Annotated in this window: 19 protein-coding genes; 12 read left to right on the top strand and 7 right to left on the bottom strand. The window is 66.1% G+C overall.

The genetic code is table 11. From position 1 onward, the window contains the following. Nucleotides 1-71: 71 nt before the first annotated feature. On the bottom strand, nucleotides 72-1,454 hold the full coding sequence (locus tag AQZ50_RS06405) for a class II fumarate hydratase (RefSeq protein ID WP_067744724.1): 1,383 nt from the start codon (nucleotides 1,452-1,454) through the stop codon (nucleotides 72-74). 306 nt (nucleotides 1,455-1,760) lie between these two features. On the opposite strand from AQZ50_RS06405, the gene AQZ50_RS06400 reads away from it, so the two are divergent. The 4 genes from AQZ50_RS06400 to AQZ50_RS06385 all read left to right on the top strand — a co-directional run bounded on the left by AQZ50_RS06400 (nucleotide 1,761) and on the right by AQZ50_RS06385 (nucleotide 3,375). After that, on the top strand, nucleotides 1,761-1,907 hold the full coding sequence (locus AQZ50_RS06400) for a lmo0937 family membrane protein (protein WP_156427248.1): 147 nt from the start codon (nucleotides 1,761-1,763) through the stop codon (nucleotides 1,905-1,907). 6 nt (nucleotides 1,908-1,913) lie between these two features. Beyond that, nucleotides 1,914-2,432 carry a DUF1003 domain-containing protein gene (locus AQZ50_RS06395; RefSeq protein ID WP_067744276.1) on the top strand — a complete coding sequence of 173 codons (519 nt, stop codon included), beginning with the start codon at nucleotides 1,914-1,916 and terminating at the stop codon, nucleotides 2,430-2,432. Nucleotides 2,433-2,503: 71 nt separating this feature from the next. Beyond that, nucleotides 2,504-3,103, top strand: coding sequence for a Crp/Fnr family transcriptional regulator (locus AQZ50_RS06390; protein WP_067744274.1), 600 nt, complete (start codon nucleotides 2,504-2,506; stop codon nucleotides 3,101-3,103). An 83-nt stretch (nucleotides 3,104-3,186) separates the two neighbouring features. Beyond that, nucleotides 3,187-3,375 (top strand): YgaP family membrane protein, encoded by a 189-nt coding sequence (locus AQZ50_RS06385; RefSeq protein WP_067744721.1) that lies wholly within the window; start codon nucleotides 3,187-3,189, stop codon nucleotides 3,373-3,375. A gap of 54 nt (nucleotides 3,376-3,429) precedes the next feature. Here the strand turns inward: AQZ50_RS06385 and AQZ50_RS06380 are convergent, their stop codons facing one another. From AQZ50_RS06380 to AQZ50_RS06370, 3 genes are read right to left on the bottom strand one after another with little or no spacing between them, the layout of a single operon-like run. Further along, complete coding sequence (locus AQZ50_RS06380; protein WP_067744272.1) at nucleotides 3,430-4,113, bottom strand: spermidine synthase; 684 nt, start codon at nucleotides 4,111-4,113, stop codon at nucleotides 3,430-3,432. 10 nt (nucleotides 4,114-4,123) lie between these two features. Beyond that, on the bottom strand, nucleotides 4,124-5,299 hold the full coding sequence (locus tag AQZ50_RS06375) for a BaiN/RdsA family NAD(P)/FAD-dependent oxidoreductase (protein WP_067744270.1): 1,176 nt from the start codon (nucleotides 5,297-5,299) through the stop codon (nucleotides 4,124-4,126). Next, a complete protein-coding gene (locus tag AQZ50_RS06370) occupies nucleotides 5,296-5,742 on the bottom strand; it encodes a YaiI/YqxD family protein (protein WP_067744268.1) in 447 nt (148 codons plus the stop codon). Before AQZ50_RS06370 ends, AQZ50_RS06375 begins: the two co-directional genes overlap by 4 nt. 336 nt (nucleotides 5,743-6,078) lie before the next feature. Here AQZ50_RS06370 and AQZ50_RS06365 point away from each other — a divergent pair, with 336 nt between their 5' ends. The 3 genes from AQZ50_RS06365 to AQZ50_RS06355 are packed head-to-tail and all read left to right on the top strand — an operon-like array spanning nucleotide 6,079 to nucleotide 9,837. Then, nucleotides 6,079-7,266 (top strand): mandelate racemase/muconate lactonizing enzyme family protein, encoded by a 1,188-nt coding sequence (locus AQZ50_RS06365; RefSeq protein ID WP_067744265.1) that lies wholly within the window; start codon nucleotides 6,079-6,081, stop codon nucleotides 7,264-7,266. Next, on the top strand, nucleotides 7,263-8,903 hold the full coding sequence (locus AQZ50_RS06360) for a GMC family oxidoreductase (protein ID WP_197412396.1): 1,641 nt from the start codon (nucleotides 7,263-7,265) through the stop codon (nucleotides 8,901-8,903). The genes AQZ50_RS06365 and AQZ50_RS06360 overlap by 4 nt, the downstream gene beginning before the upstream one ends. Nucleotides 8,904-8,931: 28 nt before the next feature. Continuing rightward, nucleotides 8,932-9,837: a LysR substrate-binding domain-containing protein gene (locus AQZ50_RS06355; RefSeq protein ID WP_067744262.1), complete on the top strand. Its 906-nt coding sequence runs from the start codon at nucleotides 8,932-8,934 to the stop codon at nucleotides 9,835-9,837. Nucleotides 9,838-9,888: 51 nt separating this feature from the next. On the opposite strand, the gene AQZ50_RS06350 is transcribed toward AQZ50_RS06355, so the two are convergent. Then, the gene (locus AQZ50_RS06350) at nucleotides 9,889-10,842 is read right to left on the bottom strand and encodes an NAD(P)-dependent oxidoreductase (RefSeq protein WP_067744259.1); all 954 of its coding nucleotides are present in this window, start codon (nucleotides 10,840-10,842) and stop codon (nucleotides 9,889-9,891) included. A 59-nt stretch (nucleotides 10,843-10,901) separates the two neighbouring features. Next, nucleotides 10,902-11,828 (bottom strand): LysR family transcriptional regulator, encoded by a 927-nt coding sequence (locus tag AQZ50_RS06345; RefSeq protein ID WP_067744256.1) that lies wholly within the window; start codon nucleotides 11,826-11,828, stop codon nucleotides 10,902-10,904. A 407-nt stretch (nucleotides 11,829-12,235) separates the two neighbouring features. Between AQZ50_RS06345 and AQZ50_RS06340 the strand changes: the two genes are divergently transcribed. The 5 genes from AQZ50_RS06340 to AQZ50_RS06320 are packed head-to-tail and all read left to right on the top strand — an operon-like array spanning nucleotide 12,236 to nucleotide 18,517. Continuing rightward, complete coding sequence (locus AQZ50_RS06340; RefSeq protein WP_231730140.1) at nucleotides 12,236-13,672, top strand: aldehyde dehydrogenase family protein; 1,437 nt, start codon at nucleotides 12,236-12,238, stop codon at nucleotides 13,670-13,672. 33 nt (nucleotides 13,673-13,705) lie between these two features. Beyond that, nucleotides 13,706-15,874, top strand: coding sequence for an FUSC family protein (locus tag AQZ50_RS06335; RefSeq protein WP_231730139.1), 2,169 nt, complete (start codon nucleotides 13,706-13,708; stop codon nucleotides 15,872-15,874). Further along, nucleotides 15,871-16,092 carry a DUF1656 domain-containing protein gene (locus tag AQZ50_RS06330; RefSeq protein WP_067744253.1) on the top strand — a complete coding sequence of 74 codons (222 nt, stop codon included), beginning with the start codon at nucleotides 15,871-15,873 and terminating at the stop codon, nucleotides 16,090-16,092. Before AQZ50_RS06335 ends, AQZ50_RS06330 begins: the two co-directional genes overlap by 4 nt. Then, a complete protein-coding gene (locus tag AQZ50_RS06325; protein WP_067744250.1) occupies nucleotides 16,089-17,102 on the top strand; it encodes an HlyD family secretion protein in 1,014 nt (337 codons plus the stop codon). Before AQZ50_RS06330 ends, AQZ50_RS06325 begins: the two co-directional genes overlap by 4 nt. Continuing rightward, nucleotides 17,099-18,517, top strand: a complete 1,419-nt coding sequence (locus AQZ50_RS06320; protein ID WP_067744247.1) for an efflux transporter outer membrane subunit — start codon at nucleotides 17,099-17,101, stop codon at nucleotides 18,515-18,517. The genes AQZ50_RS06325 and AQZ50_RS06320 overlap by 4 nt, the downstream gene beginning before the upstream one ends. 63 nt (nucleotides 18,518-18,580) lie before the next feature. On the opposite strand, the gene AQZ50_RS06315 is transcribed toward AQZ50_RS06320, so the two are convergent. Continuing rightward, nucleotides 18,581-19,417: a fumarylacetoacetate hydrolase family protein gene (locus tag AQZ50_RS06315; RefSeq protein WP_067744244.1), complete on the bottom strand. Its 837-nt coding sequence runs from the start codon at nucleotides 19,415-19,417 to the stop codon at nucleotides 18,581-18,583. Between the last annotated feature and the right edge of the window lie 96 nt (nucleotides 19,418-19,513).

Below are 19,513 nucleotides of genomic sequence, written 5' to 3'. Positions count from 1 at the left end.
GATGCACGCGGATTGAAGACCACCTTGCGGGTCGCTGCGCAGAATCCGACGCCGGTGCTGACGGCTTTGCGTTAAAGCGGCCCGATCATCGTCTCGGGCCGGACGATACGGTCGAAGGTTTCCTCGCTGACCAGCCCGGTGGCTTGCGCGGCTTGCCGCAAGGTCAGGCCGTTTGCCTGTGCATGGGCGGCGATTTTTGCGGCTGCTTCGTAGCCGATTTCGGGCACCAGCGCGGTCACCAGCATCAGCGAGCGTTCGACCAGTTCGGCGATCCGGGGGCGATCGGGTTGCAACCCCGCCAGGGCGCGCTGCGTAAAACCGGCGATCCCGATGGCCAGCAGATCGATCGCGCGCAGGACGTTGGCGCCGATCAGCGGTTTGAACACGTTCAGCTCCAGCTGGCCCTGCATGCCGCCGACGGTCACGGCGGCGTGATTGCCGATGACTTGTGCGGTGACCATGGTCAGCATCTCGCATTGGGTGGGGTTGATTTTGCCCGGCATGATCGAGCTGCCCGGCTCGTTTTCGGGCAGGCGCAATTCGCCGATGCCCGCGCGCGGACCGGAGGCAAGCAGGCGGATGTCATTGGCGATCTTGGTCAGCGCCGTTGCCAGCGTGGCCAACGCCGCCGACAGCGCCACCAGTGCGTCGTTGCCGGCGAGCGCGGCAAAGGGATTGTCGGCCTTGCGAAAGGCGATGCCGGTCAGCGCGCCGATCTCACGCGCGAAGTCCGCTGCAAAACCGGGTGGTGCATTGAGCCCGGTGCCCACGGCGGTTCCGCCCTGCGCCAGTTCCAGAACTTCGTCCAGCGCATGACCAATGCGCGTGCGCGCCTTGGCGATCTGCGCGGCATAGCCGGAAAATTCCTGCCCCAGCGTCAGCGGCGTCGCATCCTGCAGATGGGTGCGGCCGATCTTGACGATCTCGGCCCATGCCGCCTGTTTTTCGACGAGCACCCGGTGCATGGCGGCGAGCGCGGGATCGAGCCGTTCGATCACCCCGCGCGCGGCGGCGATATGCAGCGCGGTGGGAAAACTGTCGTTCGAGGACTGCGACCGGTTGACATGGTCGTTGGGGTGAACCGGGGTCTTGCCGCCGCGCCGTCCGCTCAGCATTTCGTTGGCGCGCCCTGCGATGACTTCGTTGACATTCATGTTGGTCTGCGTGCCCGATCCGGTTTGCCAGATCGCCAGCGGGAACTGGTCATCGAGCTTGCCCGCCATCACTTCGCGCGCAGCCGCCTCGATCGTATCGGCCAGCTCGCCGTCGAGCCCATGCGCGCGGTTTATCCGTGCCGCGACGAGCTTGACCGCGGCGAGGGCGTGGATGATGTCGGGCGGCATGCGTTCGGTTGCGGCAAAGGGGAAATTGATCGCGCTGCGCTGCGTTTGCGCGCCCCAATAGGCCGCCGCCGGTACGGCGACTTCGCCCAGACTGTCGGTTTCCGTCCGCATGGCGTTTGTCACGACGATCTCCTGATCCGATGCCGACTTTATACCAAACGCGCGCAAGGCCATGCGAAATCGGATGGTCTGCGTGTATTCCGATCCTCGCCGACCGGGGGTGGGGCGTCGATAGCTGAATGGCCCTGGGCGACCACGACCTAGTGGTCCGATTCTGACATTTGCGACCGTGCTATCCGGATGGCGGGATGAAAATGTCAAAAACAATCCACTAGGCCGATGGTGCCGCACGATGGGCGCGAGCACGCGCAGGTCAGCGTGTGGCGCCACGCAACCGATACCCGAAGGGAATTTCCCATGCTCTATACCATTGCCGTGGTCCTGTTGGTGCTCTGGCTGCTTGGCTTTTCCGTCTTTCATGTCGCGGGCGCGCTGATCCATCTCGTGCTGGTCGTTGCCCTGATCGTGTTTGTGGTCGGGCTGGTGCAGGGGCGGTCGGCTTAAGGGCCGATGGCCGGACAGGCATCAGGCGTGATCGATGTCGCGCGGACCGCGGCGCATATGCGCACGCGACACAAGCAGGAAGCCAGTCGTCTGCAACAGGCGGTTGACCGGCTGACGGCGATTGTCGGCTGGCCGGGATTCGTGGCGTTGCTCGGCCTGACGATTTCCGGCTGGATCGCGATCAATCTGATCATGGCGCGGCTGGGATTCGAGCCTGTCGATCCGCCGCCGTTCGGCTGGCTTGAGGCCGTGGCCGCGATCGGCGCGCTGCTGATCGCGGCGCTGATTCTCACCACCCAGCGGCGCGAGGACCAGCTTGCCGATCATCGATCGCAACTCATCCTGGAGCTGTCGATTTCCAACGATCAGAAAATCGCCAAGATCATCGAATTGCTCGAAGAAAGCCGGCACGACAATCCCGGGATTGCCAACCGCGTCGACAAACAGGCCGCCGCGATGGCGACCCCTTCGGATACCGAGGCGGTGCTGGAAGCGATCAAGGACCTGCGTGACGACGTTGTGTGATGCGGGCAATTTGCGATAGTAGCCCTCGAAACGGCCTGCCGCTGCACACTTGTCCGAGGGTTCCACCGATTATGACCAGTGCCGCCGAAAACCGCATGGCCGTGGCCAAGGGGCAAGTCCTGTTTCGACCGGGGCAGGAGTGCGGCGGCTTTGTCGTGGTGCATCAAGGCACGGTGCGGGTATCGCTTACCGCTGCAAACGGGCGCGAAATCGTGTTGTACCGGGTGCGCCGGGGCGATGTGTGCCTTCAGACGTTCAGCGCGCTGGTCCATGGCACGGCCTATACCGCCGAGGGCCTGGCCGAGACCGATCTTGTTATCGAAATCCTGCCGCCGGGGGCGTTTCAGGCGCGCGTGGCCGAGGACGAGGCTTTTCGCGCCCGGCTGTTCGCTGCCATGGCCGACCGCTTTTCTGATCTGGAACGGCTGGTCGAGGATGTGGCGCTGACCGGGATTCCGGCGCGGCTTGCCCGTGCGTTGCTGCGCATGGCCAATGACCGGGGCACGGTGGACGTCCGTCACGAGGCGCTCGCTGTCGAGATCGGCACCGCGCGCGAAGTCATCAGCCGCCAGCTTGCCGCCTTTGCGCGGGCGGGGCTGATCGACGGCACGCGTGGGGAAATCGGCCTCGTGTCGCTGGAAGGGCTAAAGGCGCTTGGCGTCGAGGATTGATTTTCGCCGATGTGACGATGTCACAGACGTTGCCGCCAATCACGCTTACCCATCCTGTGCAAGAAAAACGAAAGGGATTGATCATGCGTAACGAAGGTAGCGTCGACCGCCTGTTGAGAGTCATCGTCGGGCTGGTGCTGCTGGCACTGGTGTTCGTCGGGCCAAAGACGCCGCTCGGCTGGATCGGCATCGTGCCGCTGTTGACCGGCGTGATCGGATTTTGCCCCGCTTACCGGATCTTCGGCATCAGCACCTGCTCTGCCCGTCGCTAAAGCGTGTTGGCGGGGTGGCTTGGAAAAGCCGCCCCGCGCTTGCGTGCCACAAAGTCAGCGTGCGCCGGGGGTGTAGCGCGCGAACCAGATGACATGTTTGGCGCCTTTGCCGTTGGCGCGGGCGCTGACGGTGATTTCCTCGACGTCGAAATGCGCAAGGCGCATGCGGCGCACAAAGGCATTGTCCTTGGCCGCCGACCAGATCGCCAGAACGCCGCCGGGGCGCAGCGCGGCGCGCGCGGCGAGCAGGCCCTGGCGCGAATAGATGCGGTTGTTGTCTTCGCGCACGAGGCCGTCGGGGCCGTTGTCGACATCGAGCAGGATCGCGTCGAACGTGGCGGGCGCGGTTTCGATGACTTTGGCGACATCGCCCACGATCAGGCGCACGCGCGGATCATCGAGGCACCCGGCGGCGACATCGGCCATGGGCCCTCGCGCCCATTCGATGATGTCGGGCACCAGTTCGGCGACAGTGACGGTCGCATCCTTGGGCAGGACGGCGAGTGCGGCGCGCAAGGTAAAGCCCATGCCATAGCCGCCGATCAGCAGGTGCGGCTTGCGCGCGTCGGCGATGCGCGTGCAGGACATCGTCGCCAGCGCTTCTTCCGAGCCGCGCAGCCGCGTGCTCATCAGCTCGTTGCGGTCGAGCACGATCATGAAATCGCCGCCATGGCGGAACAGGCGCAGCTCTTCGCCGCCGGGGATTTGCGCCGTTGCGAGCAGTTCGCGGGGTATCATGATAATCCTTTCAAAGCGCTTGCGCCGCTGCCCAGCCGCTGGCCCAGGCCCACTGGAAGTTATAGCCGCCAAGCCAGCCGGTGACATCGACCGCCTCGCCGATGGCATAGAGCCCCGGTACACGGCGCGCTTCCATGCTTTTCGACGACAAATCGCCCGTGGCGATGCCGCCGATGGTGACTTCGGCTTTGGCAAAGCCCTCGCTGCCGTTGGGGGTAAAGCGCCAGTCGGCCAGACGTGCCTCGGCGGCGGCGAGCTTGCGGTCGGTCTGCGCGCCCAGTTCGCCTTCGACCCCCAGCCGGTCGCACAGGACATCGGCAAGCCGTTCGGGAAGCCCTTCGCGCAACAGGCGGCGCAGGCCCGCGCGCGGATGCGCCGTTTTGGCCGCGAGCAGCCATCCGGCGGGGCGGTCGGGCATGAAGTCTACGCCGATCGACTGACCGTTGTGCCAATAGGACGATACTTGCAGGATCGCCGGGCCGGACAGGCCGCGATGGGTAAACAGCGCCGCCTCGCGAAACGCGGCCTTTCCGCAGCGCGCCACGACGTCGGCGGAAACCCCCGACAATTCGCGGAACAGCAAGTCTTCGCCCGCCAGAGTCAGCGGGACAAGCGCGGGGCGCGGCTGCACGATCTTGAGCCCGAACTGGCGCGCGAGTTCATAGGCAAAGCCGGTCGCGCCCATTTTCGGGATCGACGGCCCGCCAGTGGCGATCACCAGCGATGGCGCGGCGCAGATGCGGCCCCCGGCGGTGACGCGGAACTGGCCGTCGGCATGGCTCACGTCGGCAATCGCGGCATCGCAGGCGATGTCGACCCCGCCGCGCGCGCATTCGTCGAGCAGCATGGCCACGACCGCCTTGGCCGAGCCGTCGCAGAACAATTGCCCCAGCGTCTTTTCATGCCACGCGATGCCGTGGCGCTCGACCAGCGACAGGAAGTCGTGCGGAGTATAGCGGCTGAGCGCGGATTTGGCGAAATGGGGATTTTGCGAAAGATAGCGATCCGCGTTGGCGCCCAGATTGGTGAAATTGCAGCGCCCGCCGCCCGAAATCAGGATCTTGCGCCCCGGCTCTGGCGCATGGTCGATCAACAGCACGCGCCGCCCGCGTTGCCCGGCCATCGCGGCGCAGAACAAGCCCGCGGCCCCGGCGCCGAGCACGATGGCATCGTAATTCGCGGTCATGCGCGCGCCAGCCGCACCAGCGCTTCATCGAGCGCGGAGAGAAAGCGCGAGCGGTCCGACCTGGCAAACGGCGGCGGCCCGCCGATCGCTTCGCCCCCGGCGCGAAGGTCGGCCATGATCGCGCGGGTGGCGATCGCCGCGCCGATCGTATTGGGCGTAAACGGCTTGCCATTGGGCGAAATGACAAGGGCGCCTGCCTTGAGGCAGCGATCGGCGAGCAGGATGTCGGCGGTGATCGCCACGCTTTTGGCGTCGCAGTTTTCCGCGATCCAGTCATCGGCGGCATCGAAGCGATCGCTGACCACCATGCGCGTGATCAGCGGATGATCGGGCAGGCGCATCCGGCTGTTGCTGACGATGACGACCGGCACCATCCGGCGCAGCGCGACCTTGAAGATCTCGTCCTTGACCGGGCAGGCGTCGGCATCGACCAGGATGCGCAAGAGAAGAGGGGTTGAAGCCACGTGGGCCCCGCCATAGCCGCAGCGCCCCGTATCCGCAATCGGCCAGCCTTGCGCGAGGCATCGGCCTATCGAAATAAGGAAATTGTGCGGTCCTGCAAAAAGCTTCACTTGCCGAGGGTGCGCGCGGCTTTCACGTTGTCGGCCAAATCGGGCGCTGGAATGCGAGCGCCTTCCCCTGAATTTCGTCGCCCAGAACTTGATCCGGGGTGACGATATGGGGGTAGGTTGGCGCCCATGCGGTCCGGCTTTGGGTGACGATAGCGGTTGGGTTGGCGCTGCAAGGGAGAGGATAGCAATGGCAAGGCACGGCTCGCCATGAAACTTGCCGACATCCGCACATTTGTCGTGGGCAATCCGCCGCCGCATTTCGGCGGGCGCTATTTCGTGTTTGTCCGGCTGACGACGGCTTGCGGGATCAGCGGGATCGGTGAGGCCTATGGCGTGCCGTTTTCGCCGCATCTCGTGGCGCAGCTGTGCGAGGATGTCTTTGCCCGCTATGCGCAAGGGGCCGATCCGCACGACATCGAGGCGCTGTGGCGGCGGGTCTATTCCTCCGGCTTTACGCAAAAACCCGATCTGACCATGATGGGCGTGCTCTCGGCGCTCGAAATGGCCTGTTGGGACATTATCGGCAAGGCGGCGGGGCAGCCGGTCTATAAATTGCTGGGCGGGCGGGTGCACGACCGGTTGCGCGCTTATACCTATATCTATCCGCGCCCCGGCGATCGGGCCGATGTCTATCATGATCCCGATCTCGCGGCCGAGCGGGCGCAAGTCTATCTCGACATGGGCTTTACCGCGCTCAAGTTCGATCCGGCCGGGCCCTATTCGGCGTTTGACGGGCGCCAGCTTTCGCTCGAAGCGCTCGATTTGTGCGAACGTTTTGCGCGGACCTTGCGCGAGGCGGTGGGCAATCGTGCCGATCTCCTGTTCGGCACGCATGGGCAGATGACGGCGGCGGGCGCGATCCGGCTGGCGCGGCGGCTTGAGCCCTATGACCCGTTGTGGCTCGAAGAACCGGTGCCGCCCGATGCCCCCGAAGAAATGGCGCGGGTGGCGCGCGCGACGACGATTCCGATTGCGACCGGCGAGCGGCTGGCGACCAGGTACGACTTTGCCCGCCTGCTCGATTGCGGCGCGGCGGCGATCCTGCAGATGAACCTGGGCCGCGTCGGCGGGTTGCTCGAAGCCAAGAAGATCGCCGCCATGGCCGAAGTGCGCCATGTCCAGATCGCGCCGCATCTCTATTGCGGGCCGGTGGTCGGCGCCGCCAATGTGCAACTGGCGACCGCTTCGCCCAATTTCCTGATTCTCGAAAGCATCGAGGATTGGAGCGGGTTTCATGCGCAGATCCTCAAGAATCCGATCCGTTTCGAGGATGGCCATGTCATCCCGCCGACCGAGCCGGGGCTGGGGGTGGAATTGAACGACGAGGTCGCGCTGGCGCATCCCCATACCGGGGACATGCTCCATCTCGAAATGACGCAGCACCCGGTGCGATGATCGAAGAAGTCGATTATGTCGTGGTCGGCGCGGGCACGGCGGGCTGCGTCGTCGCCAGCCGCTTGTCCGAAGACCCGTGGACGCACGTCGCGCTGCTCGAAGCGGGCGGGTCGGACCTGTCTTTGTGGATACAATTGCCGATCGGCTATGGCCGCACGTTTTTCAATCCGCGCATCAACTGGATGTTCGAAACCGAGCCTGTTGCCGCGCTTGGCGGGCGGACCAGCTATTGGCCGCGCGGCAAAGTCGTCGGCGGATCGGGCTCGATCAACGCGATGGTCCATGTGCGCGGCTTTCCCCACGATTACGATGCCTGGGCCGATGCGGGCAATCCCGGCTGGGGCTGGCGCGACGTGCTGCCCTGGTTCACGCGGTCCGAAGATCACGATCTGGCCAAAGGTCATGGACAAGGTGACGGCTTTCACGGGCGGGGCGGGCCGCAGCATGTCACCGACATGTCCGCTTCGGTCCATCCCTTGTGCGCCTGGTTCCTCGAAACCGGGCGCACGATGGGCCACCGGGTCACTGTCGATTTCAACGGACCCGACGGCGAAGGCTTTGGCATCTATCAGATCAACACGCGCGGCGGCTGGCGCGCCTCGACGGCCAATGCCTATTACTGGCCGGTGCGCCATCGCCGCAATCTGACGCTGATCCGCAAGGCGCGCGTGATGCGGCTGCTGTTCGAAGGGCGGCGCGCGGTCGGGGTCGCCTTTCGCCAGGGCGGGCGCGAACGGGTGATCCGCGCGCGGCGCGAAGTCGTGCTCTGCGCAGGGGCGATCGGGTCGCCGCAGATCCTGCAACTGTCGGGCGTGGGCGATGCCGCGCTGTTGATGCGGCACGGCATTCCCGTGGTCGCCGATCTGCCCGCCGTGGGGCAAAACCTGCAGGATCATCTGGCGGTCAGCTATTTCTATCGCACATCGGTGCCGACGCTGAACAATGTGCTGCGCCCGTTCCTCGGCAAGCTGGCAGCGGCGGCGCGCTACATGATCGATCGGCGCGGCCCCCTGTCGATGAGCGTCAATCAGGCGGGCGGCTTTGTCCGCGCCCGGCCCGAAGACGCCCATCCCGCGTTTCAGCTCTATTTCAGCCCGGTCAGCTATACGCGCACGCCGATCGCCGCGCGGCGCCTGCTCAATCCCGATCCGTTCCCCGCGTTCCTGCTGTCGTTCAATGCCTGCCGCCCGACCAGCCGGGGGCATCTGGCGATCACCTCCGCCGATCCGTTTGCGGCGCCGGAAATTCATCCCAATTACCTTGCCACCGATCACGACATCGCCGAGGCGCGGATGGGCGTGCGGCTTTTGCGCGACATCGCGCGGACGCGGCCGCTGGCCGACATCATTGTCGAGGAATTGCAGCCGGGCGCCGATGTGGTCGATGACGAGGCGTTGTTTGCCGATTTCCGCGCCCGCGCCGATACGGTCTATCATCCCACTTCGACCTGCCGGATGGGGCCCGATCCGCGTACTGCGGTGGTCGATGCGCGGCTGCGCGTCCATGGCATAGGCGGCTTGCGCGTGATCGATGCCTCGATCTTTCCGCAAGTGACCAGCGGCAACACCAATGCGCCGACCGTGATGGTCGCCGAAAAGGGCGCGGCGATGCTGGCCGAAGACCGCAATTTGCGATAGCCACACGCCTTCTTTGACGGAAGGTCAGATGGGCTCACGGTTCAATTTGCGCGATTTGCCGCCGCTCAAGGCGCTGCGCGGCTTTGAAGCGGCGACGCGGCATCAGTCGATCCGCGAGGCGGCGGGCGAATTGTGCCTGACGCCGCCTGCGATCAATCACCAGATTCAGCTGATCGAAGACGCGCTCGGCGTGCAACTGTTTGCGCAGGACGGGCGCCATGTCGTGTCGACCGAGGAAGGGCGGCTGCTCTATCCCTACGTCCGCGCCGCGTTTGAATCGCTGCTCGAAGGGGTCGAGGCGGTGCGCCGCCATGCTGCCGATACGCCCTTGCGCGTGCAGACTTATGTCACCGCCTCGATCCGCTGGCTCGCGCCGCGCGTGCCGCTGTTTCTGCAGGATCATCCCGGCATCGCGCTGTCGCTGACGACGTGTGCGGTCGACTGGACGTTTGACGAAGGCCATGCCGATCTCGGGCTGATTTATTGTGCGCAGGAGCCCGATCCCGAGCGCTATCACTGGGTGGCGCTGTTTCCCTATACGCTCGATCCGGTGTGCAGCCCGGCGTTTCTCGAACGCGCCGGCGGCCATCTCGATGCCGCCGCGCTGATGCGTCAGCCGCTGGTCGCCAATTATACCGAAGAGCACAATTGGGCGCGCTGGTTCGCCGATGCGGGCATCGCCTTTGCGCCGGGCGTGCCTTATCTGATGGTCGACACGCTGGCGGTGGCGCTCGAAATGGCGCTGGCCGGGCGGGGCGTCGCGCTGGTCAACGGGCCCTTTGCCGAACAGGACATCGCCGCAGGCCGACTGGTGCGCCCGGTCGCCCATACCGTGGTCTGCCCGGGCGCATGGGGCCTGATCTGCCGCAAGGCGATGGCCGACAAGCGGCCCGTGCGGCTGTTCATCGACTGGTTGAGCGCCAATTGCGCATAGTCGGCACCGGCCCGCTTTCCCACCCAACCTCGGCGGATTGCGCATGACTGATCAGCGTTTGGGCACGACTTCGTAGCCGGGCTCTTCGGGCTCATCATCGACCATGTCTGCCGGAAAGCCGGTGCCCAGCACTTTGAGGCCGAGCGGTTCTTCATAGCGGCGGATGATGTTGGGCGAAAATTCGCGGTCGCCATAGGCCGCGCGCGCTTCGTCGAACAGGCGCACGATCAGCGGCGACATTTCGAGCGCGACCCCCGCATCGCGCGCCAGATCGTCGAACAGGCCGATGTCCTTGGCGACGAGATCCATGGTGAAATTGATGTCGCGGCTGCCGTTCAGGATCACCTGGCTTTCGGTTTCGTGGACAAAGCTGTTGCCCGATGAAATGCGGATCGCCTCGTATGTGGTGTTCATGTCGAGCCCGACCGCCTTGCACGTGGTCAGCGCCTCGGCCAGCGCGACCAGATGCACCGTGCACAAGTAATTGGTCATGACCTTGAGCCGCGATGCCGTGCCCAGCGGACCGGTGTGCAACACGCGCCGCCCCAGTGTGGTCAGCACCGGCAGCACGCGTTCGAACCCTTCGCGCGGGCCGCCTGCAAAAATGGAAATGTTGCCCGTTTCGGCGCGATGGCACCCGCCCGAGACCGGGCATTCCATGAACAGCGCGCCTTGCGCTTCGACCAGAGCGCCCAGCCGGAGCACTTCGGCATAGTCGGTCGTGCTCATTTCCATCCACACTTGCCCCGCCCGCAGCACCGGCAGAAACCCGTCGGGCCCTTCGGCCACGGCGGCGCTTGCGGCGGGCGAGGGCAGACAGGTGATGACGATGTCGACGTCTTCGGCCAGAGCGCGCGGGCTGTCGGCGGCGATCGCCCCGCGTGCGACGAATTCGGCGACCAGCGCAGGATTGAGATCGCGCACCACGACATCGTACCCATTGCGCAAGAGGCTGCCCGCCAGCTTGCCCCCGACATTGCCCAATCCGATAAACCCGATGCGCATGCGTCGCCCCCTGTTTGCCGCAAAACCGTGGGCTTGCTGCAAAGGGGCGACAACTGAAATTAATCCGGCGATCGGTCAGATTTCCTGTCACCCGCGCCCCATGGCCCCTGGCGCAGGCTCCAGATCAGGGTCTGGCGGGCATGGGCAATGCGCGGATGGCGCAAGGCTGCGGGCGACCAGACGAGGAAGTAGGAATTGTATGTCGGCCCCACCGGCGCGGGGATTTCGACCAGTTCGCCGCGCGCCAGTTCGCCCGCGCAAAGATAGGTCGGCAGCACCGACCAGCCGAACCCGACACCGAGCAGCGCGCGCAGCCCCCGCAGATCGGGCGCGATCAACGCGGGGCTGACCGGCTGGCGGAACAGGCGGTTGGTTTCGAGCCATTCGTCGATCAGCGGGCGCTCGATATTGTAGGCCAGCACCGGCTCGGCCGCCAGCGCAGCGGCCAGATCGGCCGCCGCCGTGATCCGCGCGGCGACAGCGGGCGCGGCGACCGCGATCACCGGCTCGGAATGGACCAGTTCGCTGCGCAGCCGCCGGTCGGTGATGGTAAAGGCCGACAAGCCGAGGTCGCAGTGTCCGTCGACCAGCGCATGGAGCACGCCGTCGCGGTCGGCGGTCTGCAGCCGCACGCGCATTCCCGCTTCGAGCAACGGCACGAGCATCGGCGCGATCACTTCGGACAGGAAATCGGAATTGCCGATCATGCGGATCGCGCCCGCCAGTTCGGCCGACCGCGCGCGCGCTGTGGCCAGCGCCGCTTCGGCCACGTCGAGCCTGTCGCCGATGTCGGCGGCGAGTTCGTCGCCGGCTGCCGTGGGATTGACGCCGTGGACATGGCGTTCGAACAATTGCCGCCCGATCGCGCTTTCCAGGCTGGCGATATGCTGCGAAACCGCCGGCTGCGTCAGGCCGAGCGAACGGGCCGCGCTGCTGATCGAACGCTGTCGGTAGACTTCGACGAATGTGCGCAGCCGGGTGAGCATATAAGCCGGGCCATAAATAATTTTATGGCTGTGGTCCAGTTCGCTTGTGAGGGCGCGCGGGCGATGTCTGTTAGAGATGCTCTTGCGAATTGAGAGCGATTCGTCGCCGACGGGCTCCCTGACCGTCGGCGACGAACTGGTTCAGATGGTTGGTACACTATGTCATGACCTGAGTTTATGCCGGTTTAGCCCGGGCCGCCCACCCCAAGCCCCCCCCAGGGCTGGCCCGCGCTGCGGCGAGGCATCGCAACTGCCCCCACCCCATGCGATGCCTCGCCGCCCATCTTGCGGCTTTTCGGTTCCGCCGGCCTTGCGCGCAGGGCGGCGCGCGGGGATTACCCGATACTTTCGTAGTTCTTGCGTTGTCGCCGGTTACGCGCATGCCTGACCGGCATGTCGGGATGATCGTGGCGTTTTTTCCGGAGGGTCCGTTGCCGAAAGGCTCGTTGGTTTTTGGCGATCTGTGCATGATCGTGGCGACGATGCGTCGGTTGCAACTGGCCGCCGGGTTTCCCGACGCGGACTTGCGACGCGACCGGTTGCGGCGGGTGGCGCAGTTGATCCATGACAATCATGCGGCGCTGGCCGCAGCGGCGGCTGCGGATCGTGGATTCGGCGCCGATCCGGCCTATCCCGCCGCCGACCTTGTCGCCACTTTGGCCAGTCTGAATCATGCCATCCGCCATGTCGGCGCGTGGATGGCCGAAGAGCCGCATGGCGATGGGCGCCCGCATGTCAGCTATTGGCCGCAAGGGGTGATCGGGATCATCGCGCCCTGGACTCATCCGGTCAGCCTGGCGCTGGCCCCGCTGGCGGGAATTCTCGCGGCGGGCAATGTCGCGATGATCAAGCTTTCGGCACATGCGCCGCGCAGCAGCGATCTCGTTGCCGATCTTGTCGGGCGCTATTTCGCGCCGGGCGAACTGGGCGTGGTGCTGGGTGACGATGCCGTGGGCGCGGCCTTTGCCGAACTGCCGCTGGCGCATCTGGTGTTTACCGGCAGCGCGCGCGCGGCGCGATCGGTGGCGAGCGCGGCGGCAACGCGGTTGATGCCGGTGACGTTTGCAGTGGGCGGAAAGTCGCCTGCGGTCGTTTCGGCGGATGCCGACATCGATGCGGCGGCGCGGTTCATCATGACGGCAAAGCTGCGCCATGGCGGGCAAAGCAGCCGGGCGGTCGATCACGTGCTGGTCGCGCGGTCGCGGCTTGACGCCTTTGTCGCTGCGGCGTGCGATCATGCCGCGCGCATCCTGTGCGGCGCGGATGGTGCGCCGGTGCTGTTTCCGGCGAGCGTCAAGCATATTCACCATGATCGCCTGGTCAGCCTGATCGCCGATGCGCAAAAGCGCGGGGCCCGACGCGTCCGGCTTGAATCCGGGCCAGGCTGGGTCTCGGCCGCAAAAGGGCGGCGAGCCGGCGGGGCGGATTCCGGCGGGACCGCCCGGTTGGCGCCGGAAATCCTGCTCGATGTCGATGATACGATGGCGATCATGCAGGAGGAAGTGTTCGGCCCGATCCTGCCGATCATGGCCGTCGATGACGATCATGCGGCGATCGAACGCCTCGGCGGCGTGCAAGGGACCTGGCAGCGCTCGGCCATGGCCTGGTATTTCGGGTCGGACCCGGCGGTGCAGGCGATGTTTGCCGAGCGCGTTCCGGCGGCAACGGCGATGATCAACCCGACAGGCGACACCACCGATCTGGGCGACGGCCCGGAGCCGACGGTCCCCAGCAGCAATCTTTGGTCGGGCGAAGCCGGTTTTCACCGCTTTGCCGTCGCGCGCAGGCTGGTATATGCGCAAGACCAGGGGCACACTGCGCCGATAGCGCATTTCATCGATTAAGCGGCTGGCAGAAAACGATCCCATGATTGAGACGTGTTTCCTTTCCGGCGCGCCTTGCGCGAAAGTGCGGTGCTGTTCCTGCGGCTGGGTATGCCTTGCGCCCGGCGCGGGGGCATCGGCATGAAGCGCTGGATTCCGCATTGGTGGCCCGCGCTGATCTATTCGATCAAGAACGCGATCGCCGCGCTGATGGCGTTGGGGATCAGCCTGCTGGTCGGGCAGGATATGCCGTTCTGGGCGATAACCACGGTCTATATCGTCGCCAATCCGGTTTCGGCGGTGACCCGGTCAAAGGCGATCTATCGCGCTATCGGCACGGTGATCGGCGCGGCGGTGGCGGTGGCCCTGGTGCCGATGCTGGTCGAATGGCCCCTGATGCTCAGCCTGGCGCTGGCGCTGTGGGTGGGCGGGTGTCTTGCCATCTCGCTGCTCGACCGGTCGCCGCGCGCCTATGTACTGATGCTCGCGGGTTATACCGCGACGATCATCGGCTTTCCCGCCGTCAATCGGCCCGAAGCGATCTTTGACGTGGCGACCGCGCGGGTGACCGAGATTCTGCTCGGCATCGCTTGCGCAACCGCCGTGCACAGCCTGATTCTGCCGCAATCGCTGGGCGAACGCCTTGGGCCCCGGCTCGAAGCCTGGCTGAGCGATGCGGAAGCCTGGTTGTCCGACATTCTCACGGCCAAAGTCGATCCTCCGGCCGATGACCCGACCGATGATTTCGAGCGCGACCGGCGCCGGCTGGCGGTCGATGCGGTCGAATGCGTGCTTTTGGCCACGCATGTGCCTTATGACACGTCGCATTGGCGCGAGGCCAACCGCACGGTTCAGGCGCTGCTCTATCGCATGTTGCTGCTCTTGCCGTTGCTGTCGGGGCTGGCCGACCGGCGGCGCAGTCTGCGCAACGATCCTGCGCTCGCACCGGCGATGGCCAACGCACGCCGCTGGCTGGCCAAAGGCGAGCCGATGAATGCGCAGCCCGACTACCTCACGGGCGCGCCGCAGGGACGGACCTGGTCCGATCTCTTGCGCGAAAGCTTTCTCGTGCGGCTGGGCCAGGCTTCGACCGTGCTGGGCGAATCGCGTCAGTTGCTGGCCCGGCTCGAAGATCCGAGAGCCTCGCTGCCGCCCGCGCTCGATAGCCAACGCGTGCAATTGCGGCTTTCGAACGACCCTGGGCTTGCCCTCATGTCGGGCCTGTCCGCTTCGGTCGCGATCCTGGTGGTCACCGCGTTCTGGATTCTGGCCGGCTGGCCCGATGGCGCGGGCGCGGCGGTGATGACCGGGGTGTTCTGCTGCCTGTTTGCGGCGATGGACAATCCGGTGCCGATGATCCTGGCCTTTGGTGCGTCGATCACGGGGGCCATTCCGCTTGCCGGACTCTACCTGTTCGGCGTGTTGCCCCAGGTCGACGGGTTCTGGGCCTTGAGCTTCGTGCTCTTGCCGCCGATGCTGGGGATCGGCATGTTTCTGATCGATCCGCGCCGGGGCATGCTGGCGACGGCGTTCGCCATGGGTTTTTTTACGGCGTTGGCGTTGCAACAGGAATACAGCGCCGATCTCGAACGCTTCATCAACAGCAATATCGGACAAGTGCTGGCGGTGTTTGCCGCCGCCGGGATTACGGCAGCGATGCGCGGCTCTGCGACGGGTGGGGCGATCGCCCGGATGGCCCGGCGCCAACATGCGGATCTGGCCCGGCTTGCCGCGGCGACCACCGCGCCCGATCCGGCACAAGTGCTCAGCCGGGCCAGCGACCAGCTCGCGCTTATCACCCAGCGACTGGGCGCGGGCGACGAGCGCGCCGTCATGGGGCTGAGCGAAGTGCGCATTGCCAGCAATATCGCCGCCGTGCAGCAATTGCGCGCCTCTGCCGAGCGACCCTTGCGCGTGGCCTGTTCCCGCTTGCTTCACACTGCCGCGCGGCATTTTTCGCAAACCGTGCCGGGCGCGACGCCGCCGCCTGCGCTGTTGACGCAAATCGACCGGGCGCTGCGGCTGACGCTTGATGCCGCACCGCCGCGTGCGGGCCACGCCGGGGAACTGATCGGCAGCGATCCGGCCACCGGGCGCGCCGAACTGGTCGCGCTTCGCCGCAATCTGTTTCCCGATGCCCCCGACTTTCTGCCCCCCGAAGCCCTGATTGGGCCAACAACCGGGCCAACAACCGGGCTGGCGCCAGAGGCCGTGATACCATGATCCAGGAATACACCGTCCACGGCATTCTGATTGCCACGGCCCCGTTCACGGCCTGCGTCGCGCTGGTCATCGCCTTTGCGATGCATCGCGTGCTGATGGCCTTGCGCTTTTATCGCTGGGTCTGGCATCCGATCCTGTTCGATAGTGCGATGTTCATGCTCGTGTGGGCGCTGATCACTTTTCACCCCTTGCCGATACCCCAAGGATTGCTGCCATGAATGCTCCCCGCCTGAAACTGACGGGCCCTGTCGCTGTCCAGATCGGCCGCGTCGGCCTGACCAGCGTGCTTGCCATCGCAGCGGCCTTTGCCGGCTGGCGCTTGTGGACTCATTATGAGGCCGATCCCTGGACTCGCGACGGGCGTGTCCGCGCCGAAGTGGTGCAGATCGCGCCCGATGTCCCGGGGCTGGTCACGGCGATTTTCGTCGGCAATGACTCGGTGGTGCATCGCGGTCAGGTGCTGTTCGAGATCGACCGCCCGCGCTATCAGATCGCGCTGACGCAGGCCGAGGCGAGCCTGGCGCAGGCCGAGGCCGCTGCCGGGCGGACCGGCGCCGGGGTGGACAAGGCGCGCGCCGAACTGGCCGAAGCGCAGCGCGAGGCAAAGCGCAACCGGGGCCTGGGCGAACTGGTCGCGACCGAAGTCACCGAACAGAGCGAAACCAAAGTCGCCACGGCCCAGGCCGCGCTGGCCGATGCGCTGGGCGCCGTGGCGCTGGCCGACAGTGCCGTGGCAGGGGCACGCAGCGCACGCGATCTTGCCCGGCTCAATCTCGAACGTACCCGCGTGATCGCGCCGATGGACGGGCGTCTGTCCGACATGGCCCTGCGCGCGGGCGATTATGTGACGCCGGGCAAGGCGGTGATGGGGATGGTCGATACGGCATCGCTGCGCGTCGAAGGCTATTTCGAGGAAACCAAGCTGCCCGCAGTACACGTCGGACAAACGGCCTCGATTCACCTGATGGGCGAAGATCGCGAACTGCATGGCCATGTCGTGTCGATTGCCAACGCGATCGAGGACCATGACCGGGGCGCCAGCCCGACCATGCTGCCTGCGATCAACCCGAATTTCAGCTGGGTGCGATTGGCGCAGCGCGTGCCGGTGCGCATTGCGCTGGATAACCCGCCGGCCGACATTGCGCTGATACCCGGACGCACCGCGACTATCACGCTCGACATGCCGCGTTCGGACAAAAAGCGGACTGACCAGGGGCAGGGTAAATGACCCGCGCGCCGTTGTTTGGTCTGGCCGCCGCCGCCGCCTTTGCCTTGTCGGGCTGCGCGGCGGTCGGGCCCAATTATCACTTGCCCAGGAATGCGGCGGCCAATGCTCCGGCGGCGCAAGGTGCATTTCAGGAGGCGGGCCCGAAAACCGGCGTCAGCGCCGATCCGCTGCCGCCGCGCTGGTGGCATCTCTATGACGATCCGGTGCTCGATGCGCTGGAGGAACAGGCGCTCGCCGCCAACACCGACTTGCGCATCGCGGCGGCCAATCTGGCGCGCGCGCGCGCCGTCACGTCCGTGGCCGAGGGGGCGAAAGAGCCCGAGTTCAAAGTCGATGCCATGGCCGAGCGTGCCCGGCTGTCGGGTGAATCCTATCTCTTGTCCGAGTCTTTACCGGTCATGAATCTGGGCGAGGGGATGGGCGGGGTCAGCTATCAGATCGACCTGTTCGGGCAGATCCGTCGCTCGGTCGAAGCCGCGCGCGCCGATGAATCCGCAAGCGAGGCGACAGTCGGCGTTGTCAAAGTGACACTCGCGGCCGAAGTCGCGCGTGCCTATCTGACGCAATGCGCGGCGGCCGAGGCGATCGACATCGGCGAAAAGGCGATTGCGGTCGATACCCGCTCGCTCGATATTGCGCGTCGGCTCAAGGAGGCCGGGCGGGCCGGGGAAAGCGACGTGACGCGGGCCGAGGCGCGGCTGGCGCAAGTCGAATCGCTCGTCCCGGCACAGCGGGCACGATCGCGCGCGGCGCTCTATCGGCTGGCCTATCTGATGGGCAAGGCGCCCGCCGACTATCCGCGCGAGGCGCAGCGTTGCACGGCCATTCCCGCGATTGCCCGGCCGCTGCCGATCGGCGACGGCGCCGCGCTGATCGCCCGCCGCCCCGATGTCCATGTTGCCGAGCGTCAGTTGGCCGGCGCCACCGCGCGGATCGGGATCGCCACGGCGGCACTCTATCCGCAGATCGGGATCGGCCTGTCGGGCGGCTCGTTCGGGCTGTTGAAGGATCTGGGCACGGCGCCCGCCAACACATGGTCGATCGGCGGGCTGCTGCATTGGACGATTCCCGGCGGCGGCGAACGCGCACGAGTCCGCGCGGCCAATGCCGAGGCCGATGCCGCGTTGGCCCGCTTCGATGCGACCGTGCTGGGCGCCTTGCGCGAAACCGAAACGGCGCTGGCGACGTATGCCGAAGATCACAACCGCGCCGCATCGCTGGGCGAAGCGCGCGCGGCGGCGGAACGCGAAGCCGACGAAGTGCGCGCCATGCGCAAGGCCGGGCGCAGCCCGCTGCTCGCCTCGATCGGCGCAGCGCAAGCGACGCTTTCTGCGCGCGCGGCGGAAACCGGCGCGCGCGAAGCGATCGCGATGGATCAGGTCAATCTGTTCCTCGCGCTGGGCGGCGGCTGGTAAGCCGCCGCCTGCCAATCACGCTTCTGGCCAATCACGCTTCTGGCCAATCACGCTTCTGCCCAGTCACGCTTCGGCGATAACCGGGTTGGTCAAGGTGCCGAGCACGCCGATCGATACGGTGACCGTGTCGCCCGGCACCAGGTAGAGCGGCGGCTGCCGCTTGTCGCCGACGCCGCCCGGCGTACCGGTGGCGATGACATCGCCGGGGGCGAGCTCGGTAAACGTCGAACAATAGGCGATGATCGCGGGGATGTCCCAGATCAGATCGCTGACCGGCTGATCCTGCACCAGTTGGCCGTTGACGCGGGTCTGCACGCGCTGGCTGCCGAGATCGGGCGCTTCGTCGAGGGTGACCAGCGCCGGGCCAAAGCCGCCGGTGCCGGGCCAGGTCTTGCCGGGGGTGAACTGGATATTGTGGCGCTGCCAGTCGCGGATCGACCCGTCGTTGAACGGGGTCAGGCCCGCGACGTGGTCCCAGGCGTCGGCGGCCGCAATGCGGCGCCCGCGCTTGCCGATCACCACGGCAAGTTCGCCTTCATAGTCGAAACGCGTGGTTTCGGGCGGATGGATAAAGGCGCCGTGATCGCCGACCAGCGAATCCGCCCAGCGGTGAAAGATCGTCGGGTGCTCTTTCTGTTCGCGCCCGGTTTCGGCGACATGCGTTGCATAGTTCAGCCCGACGCACAGGATCTTGCCCGGATTGGGAATGACCGGCAGCAGCGTGATCGCCGCCAGCGCCAGCGCCGGTCCCGTTTCACCCGCCTGATCAAGGCCCGCCGCGATCGCCGCCTTGAGATCGACCGGCGCGCCTGCAACGGCGCCGAGGTCGAGAACGGTCTGGCCGTCAAGGCGGCCCCACGAGGCGCTGCCGTCGGGGCGAAGGAAGGATACGAAACGCATGAAGTGTCAGGCTCCAGACAGGCAGGGATGAAGGATGCGGATGTGTGCCTTTAGCCCGAAAAAAAGGCGATCGGAAATCCCCCGTGCGGCAATCCG

The organism is Novosphingobium sp. Fuku2-ISO-50 (genome assembly GCF_001519055.1).
Classification (GTDB): Bacteria; Pseudomonadota; Alphaproteobacteria; order Sphingomonadales; family Sphingomonadaceae; genus Novosphingobium.
This window is presented reverse-complemented; position numbering and strand designations above follow the sequence as displayed.

Excerpts from the sequence above, each read along its gene's own strand:
- AQZ50_RS06405 (WP_067744724.1), bottom strand. The coding sequence starts at position 1,454 with ATGCGGACGGAAACCGACAGTCTGGGCGAAGTCGCCGTACCGGCGGCG.
- AQZ50_RS06400 (WP_156427248.1), top strand. The coding sequence starts at position 1,761 with ATGCTCTATACCATTGCCGTGGTCCTGTTGGTGCTCTGGCTGCTTGGC.
- AQZ50_RS06395 (WP_067744276.1), top strand. The coding sequence starts at position 1,914 with ATGGCCGGACAGGCATCAGGCGTGATCGATGTCGCGCGGACCGCGGCG.
- AQZ50_RS06390 (WP_067744274.1), top strand. The coding sequence starts at position 2,504 with ATGACCAGTGCCGCCGAAAACCGCATGGCCGTGGCCAAGGGGCAAGTC.
- AQZ50_RS06385 (WP_067744721.1), top strand. The coding sequence starts at position 3,187 with ATGCGTAACGAAGGTAGCGTCGACCGCCTGTTGAGAGTCATCGTCGGG.
- AQZ50_RS06380 (WP_067744272.1), bottom strand. The coding sequence starts at position 4,113 with ATGATACCCCGCGAACTGCTCGCAACGGCGCAAATCCCCGGCGGCGAA.
- AQZ50_RS06375 (WP_067744270.1), bottom strand. The coding sequence starts at position 5,299 with ATGACCGCGAATTACGATGCCATCGTGCTCGGCGCCGGGGCCGCGGGC.
- AQZ50_RS06365 (WP_067744265.1), top strand. The coding sequence starts at position 6,079 with ATGAAACTTGCCGACATCCGCACATTTGTCGTGGGCAATCCGCCGCCG.
- AQZ50_RS06360 (WP_197412396.1), top strand. The coding sequence starts at position 7,263 with ATGATCGAAGAAGTCGATTATGTCGTGGTCGGCGCGGGCACGGCGGGC.
- AQZ50_RS06355 (WP_067744262.1), top strand. The coding sequence starts at position 8,932 with ATGGGCTCACGGTTCAATTTGCGCGATTTGCCGCCGCTCAAGGCGCTG.
- AQZ50_RS06350 (WP_067744259.1), bottom strand. The coding sequence starts at position 10,842 with ATGCGCATCGGGTTTATCGGATTGGGCAATGTCGGGGGCAAGCTGGCG.
- AQZ50_RS06345 (WP_067744256.1), bottom strand. The coding sequence starts at position 11,828 with ATGCTCACCCGGCTGCGCACATTCGTCGAAGTCTACCGACAGCGTTCG.
- AQZ50_RS06330 (WP_067744253.1), top strand. The coding sequence starts at position 15,871 with ATGATCCAGGAATACACCGTCCACGGCATTCTGATTGCCACGGCCCCG.
- AQZ50_RS06325 (WP_067744250.1), top strand. The coding sequence starts at position 16,089 with ATGAATGCTCCCCGCCTGAAACTGACGGGCCCTGTCGCTGTCCAGATC.
- AQZ50_RS06320 (WP_067744247.1), top strand. The coding sequence starts at position 17,099 with ATGACCCGCGCGCCGTTGTTTGGTCTGGCCGCCGCCGCCGCCTTTGCC.
- AQZ50_RS06315 (WP_067744244.1), bottom strand. The coding sequence starts at position 19,417 with ATGCGTTTCGTATCCTTCCTTCGCCCCGACGGCAGCGCCTCGTGGGGC.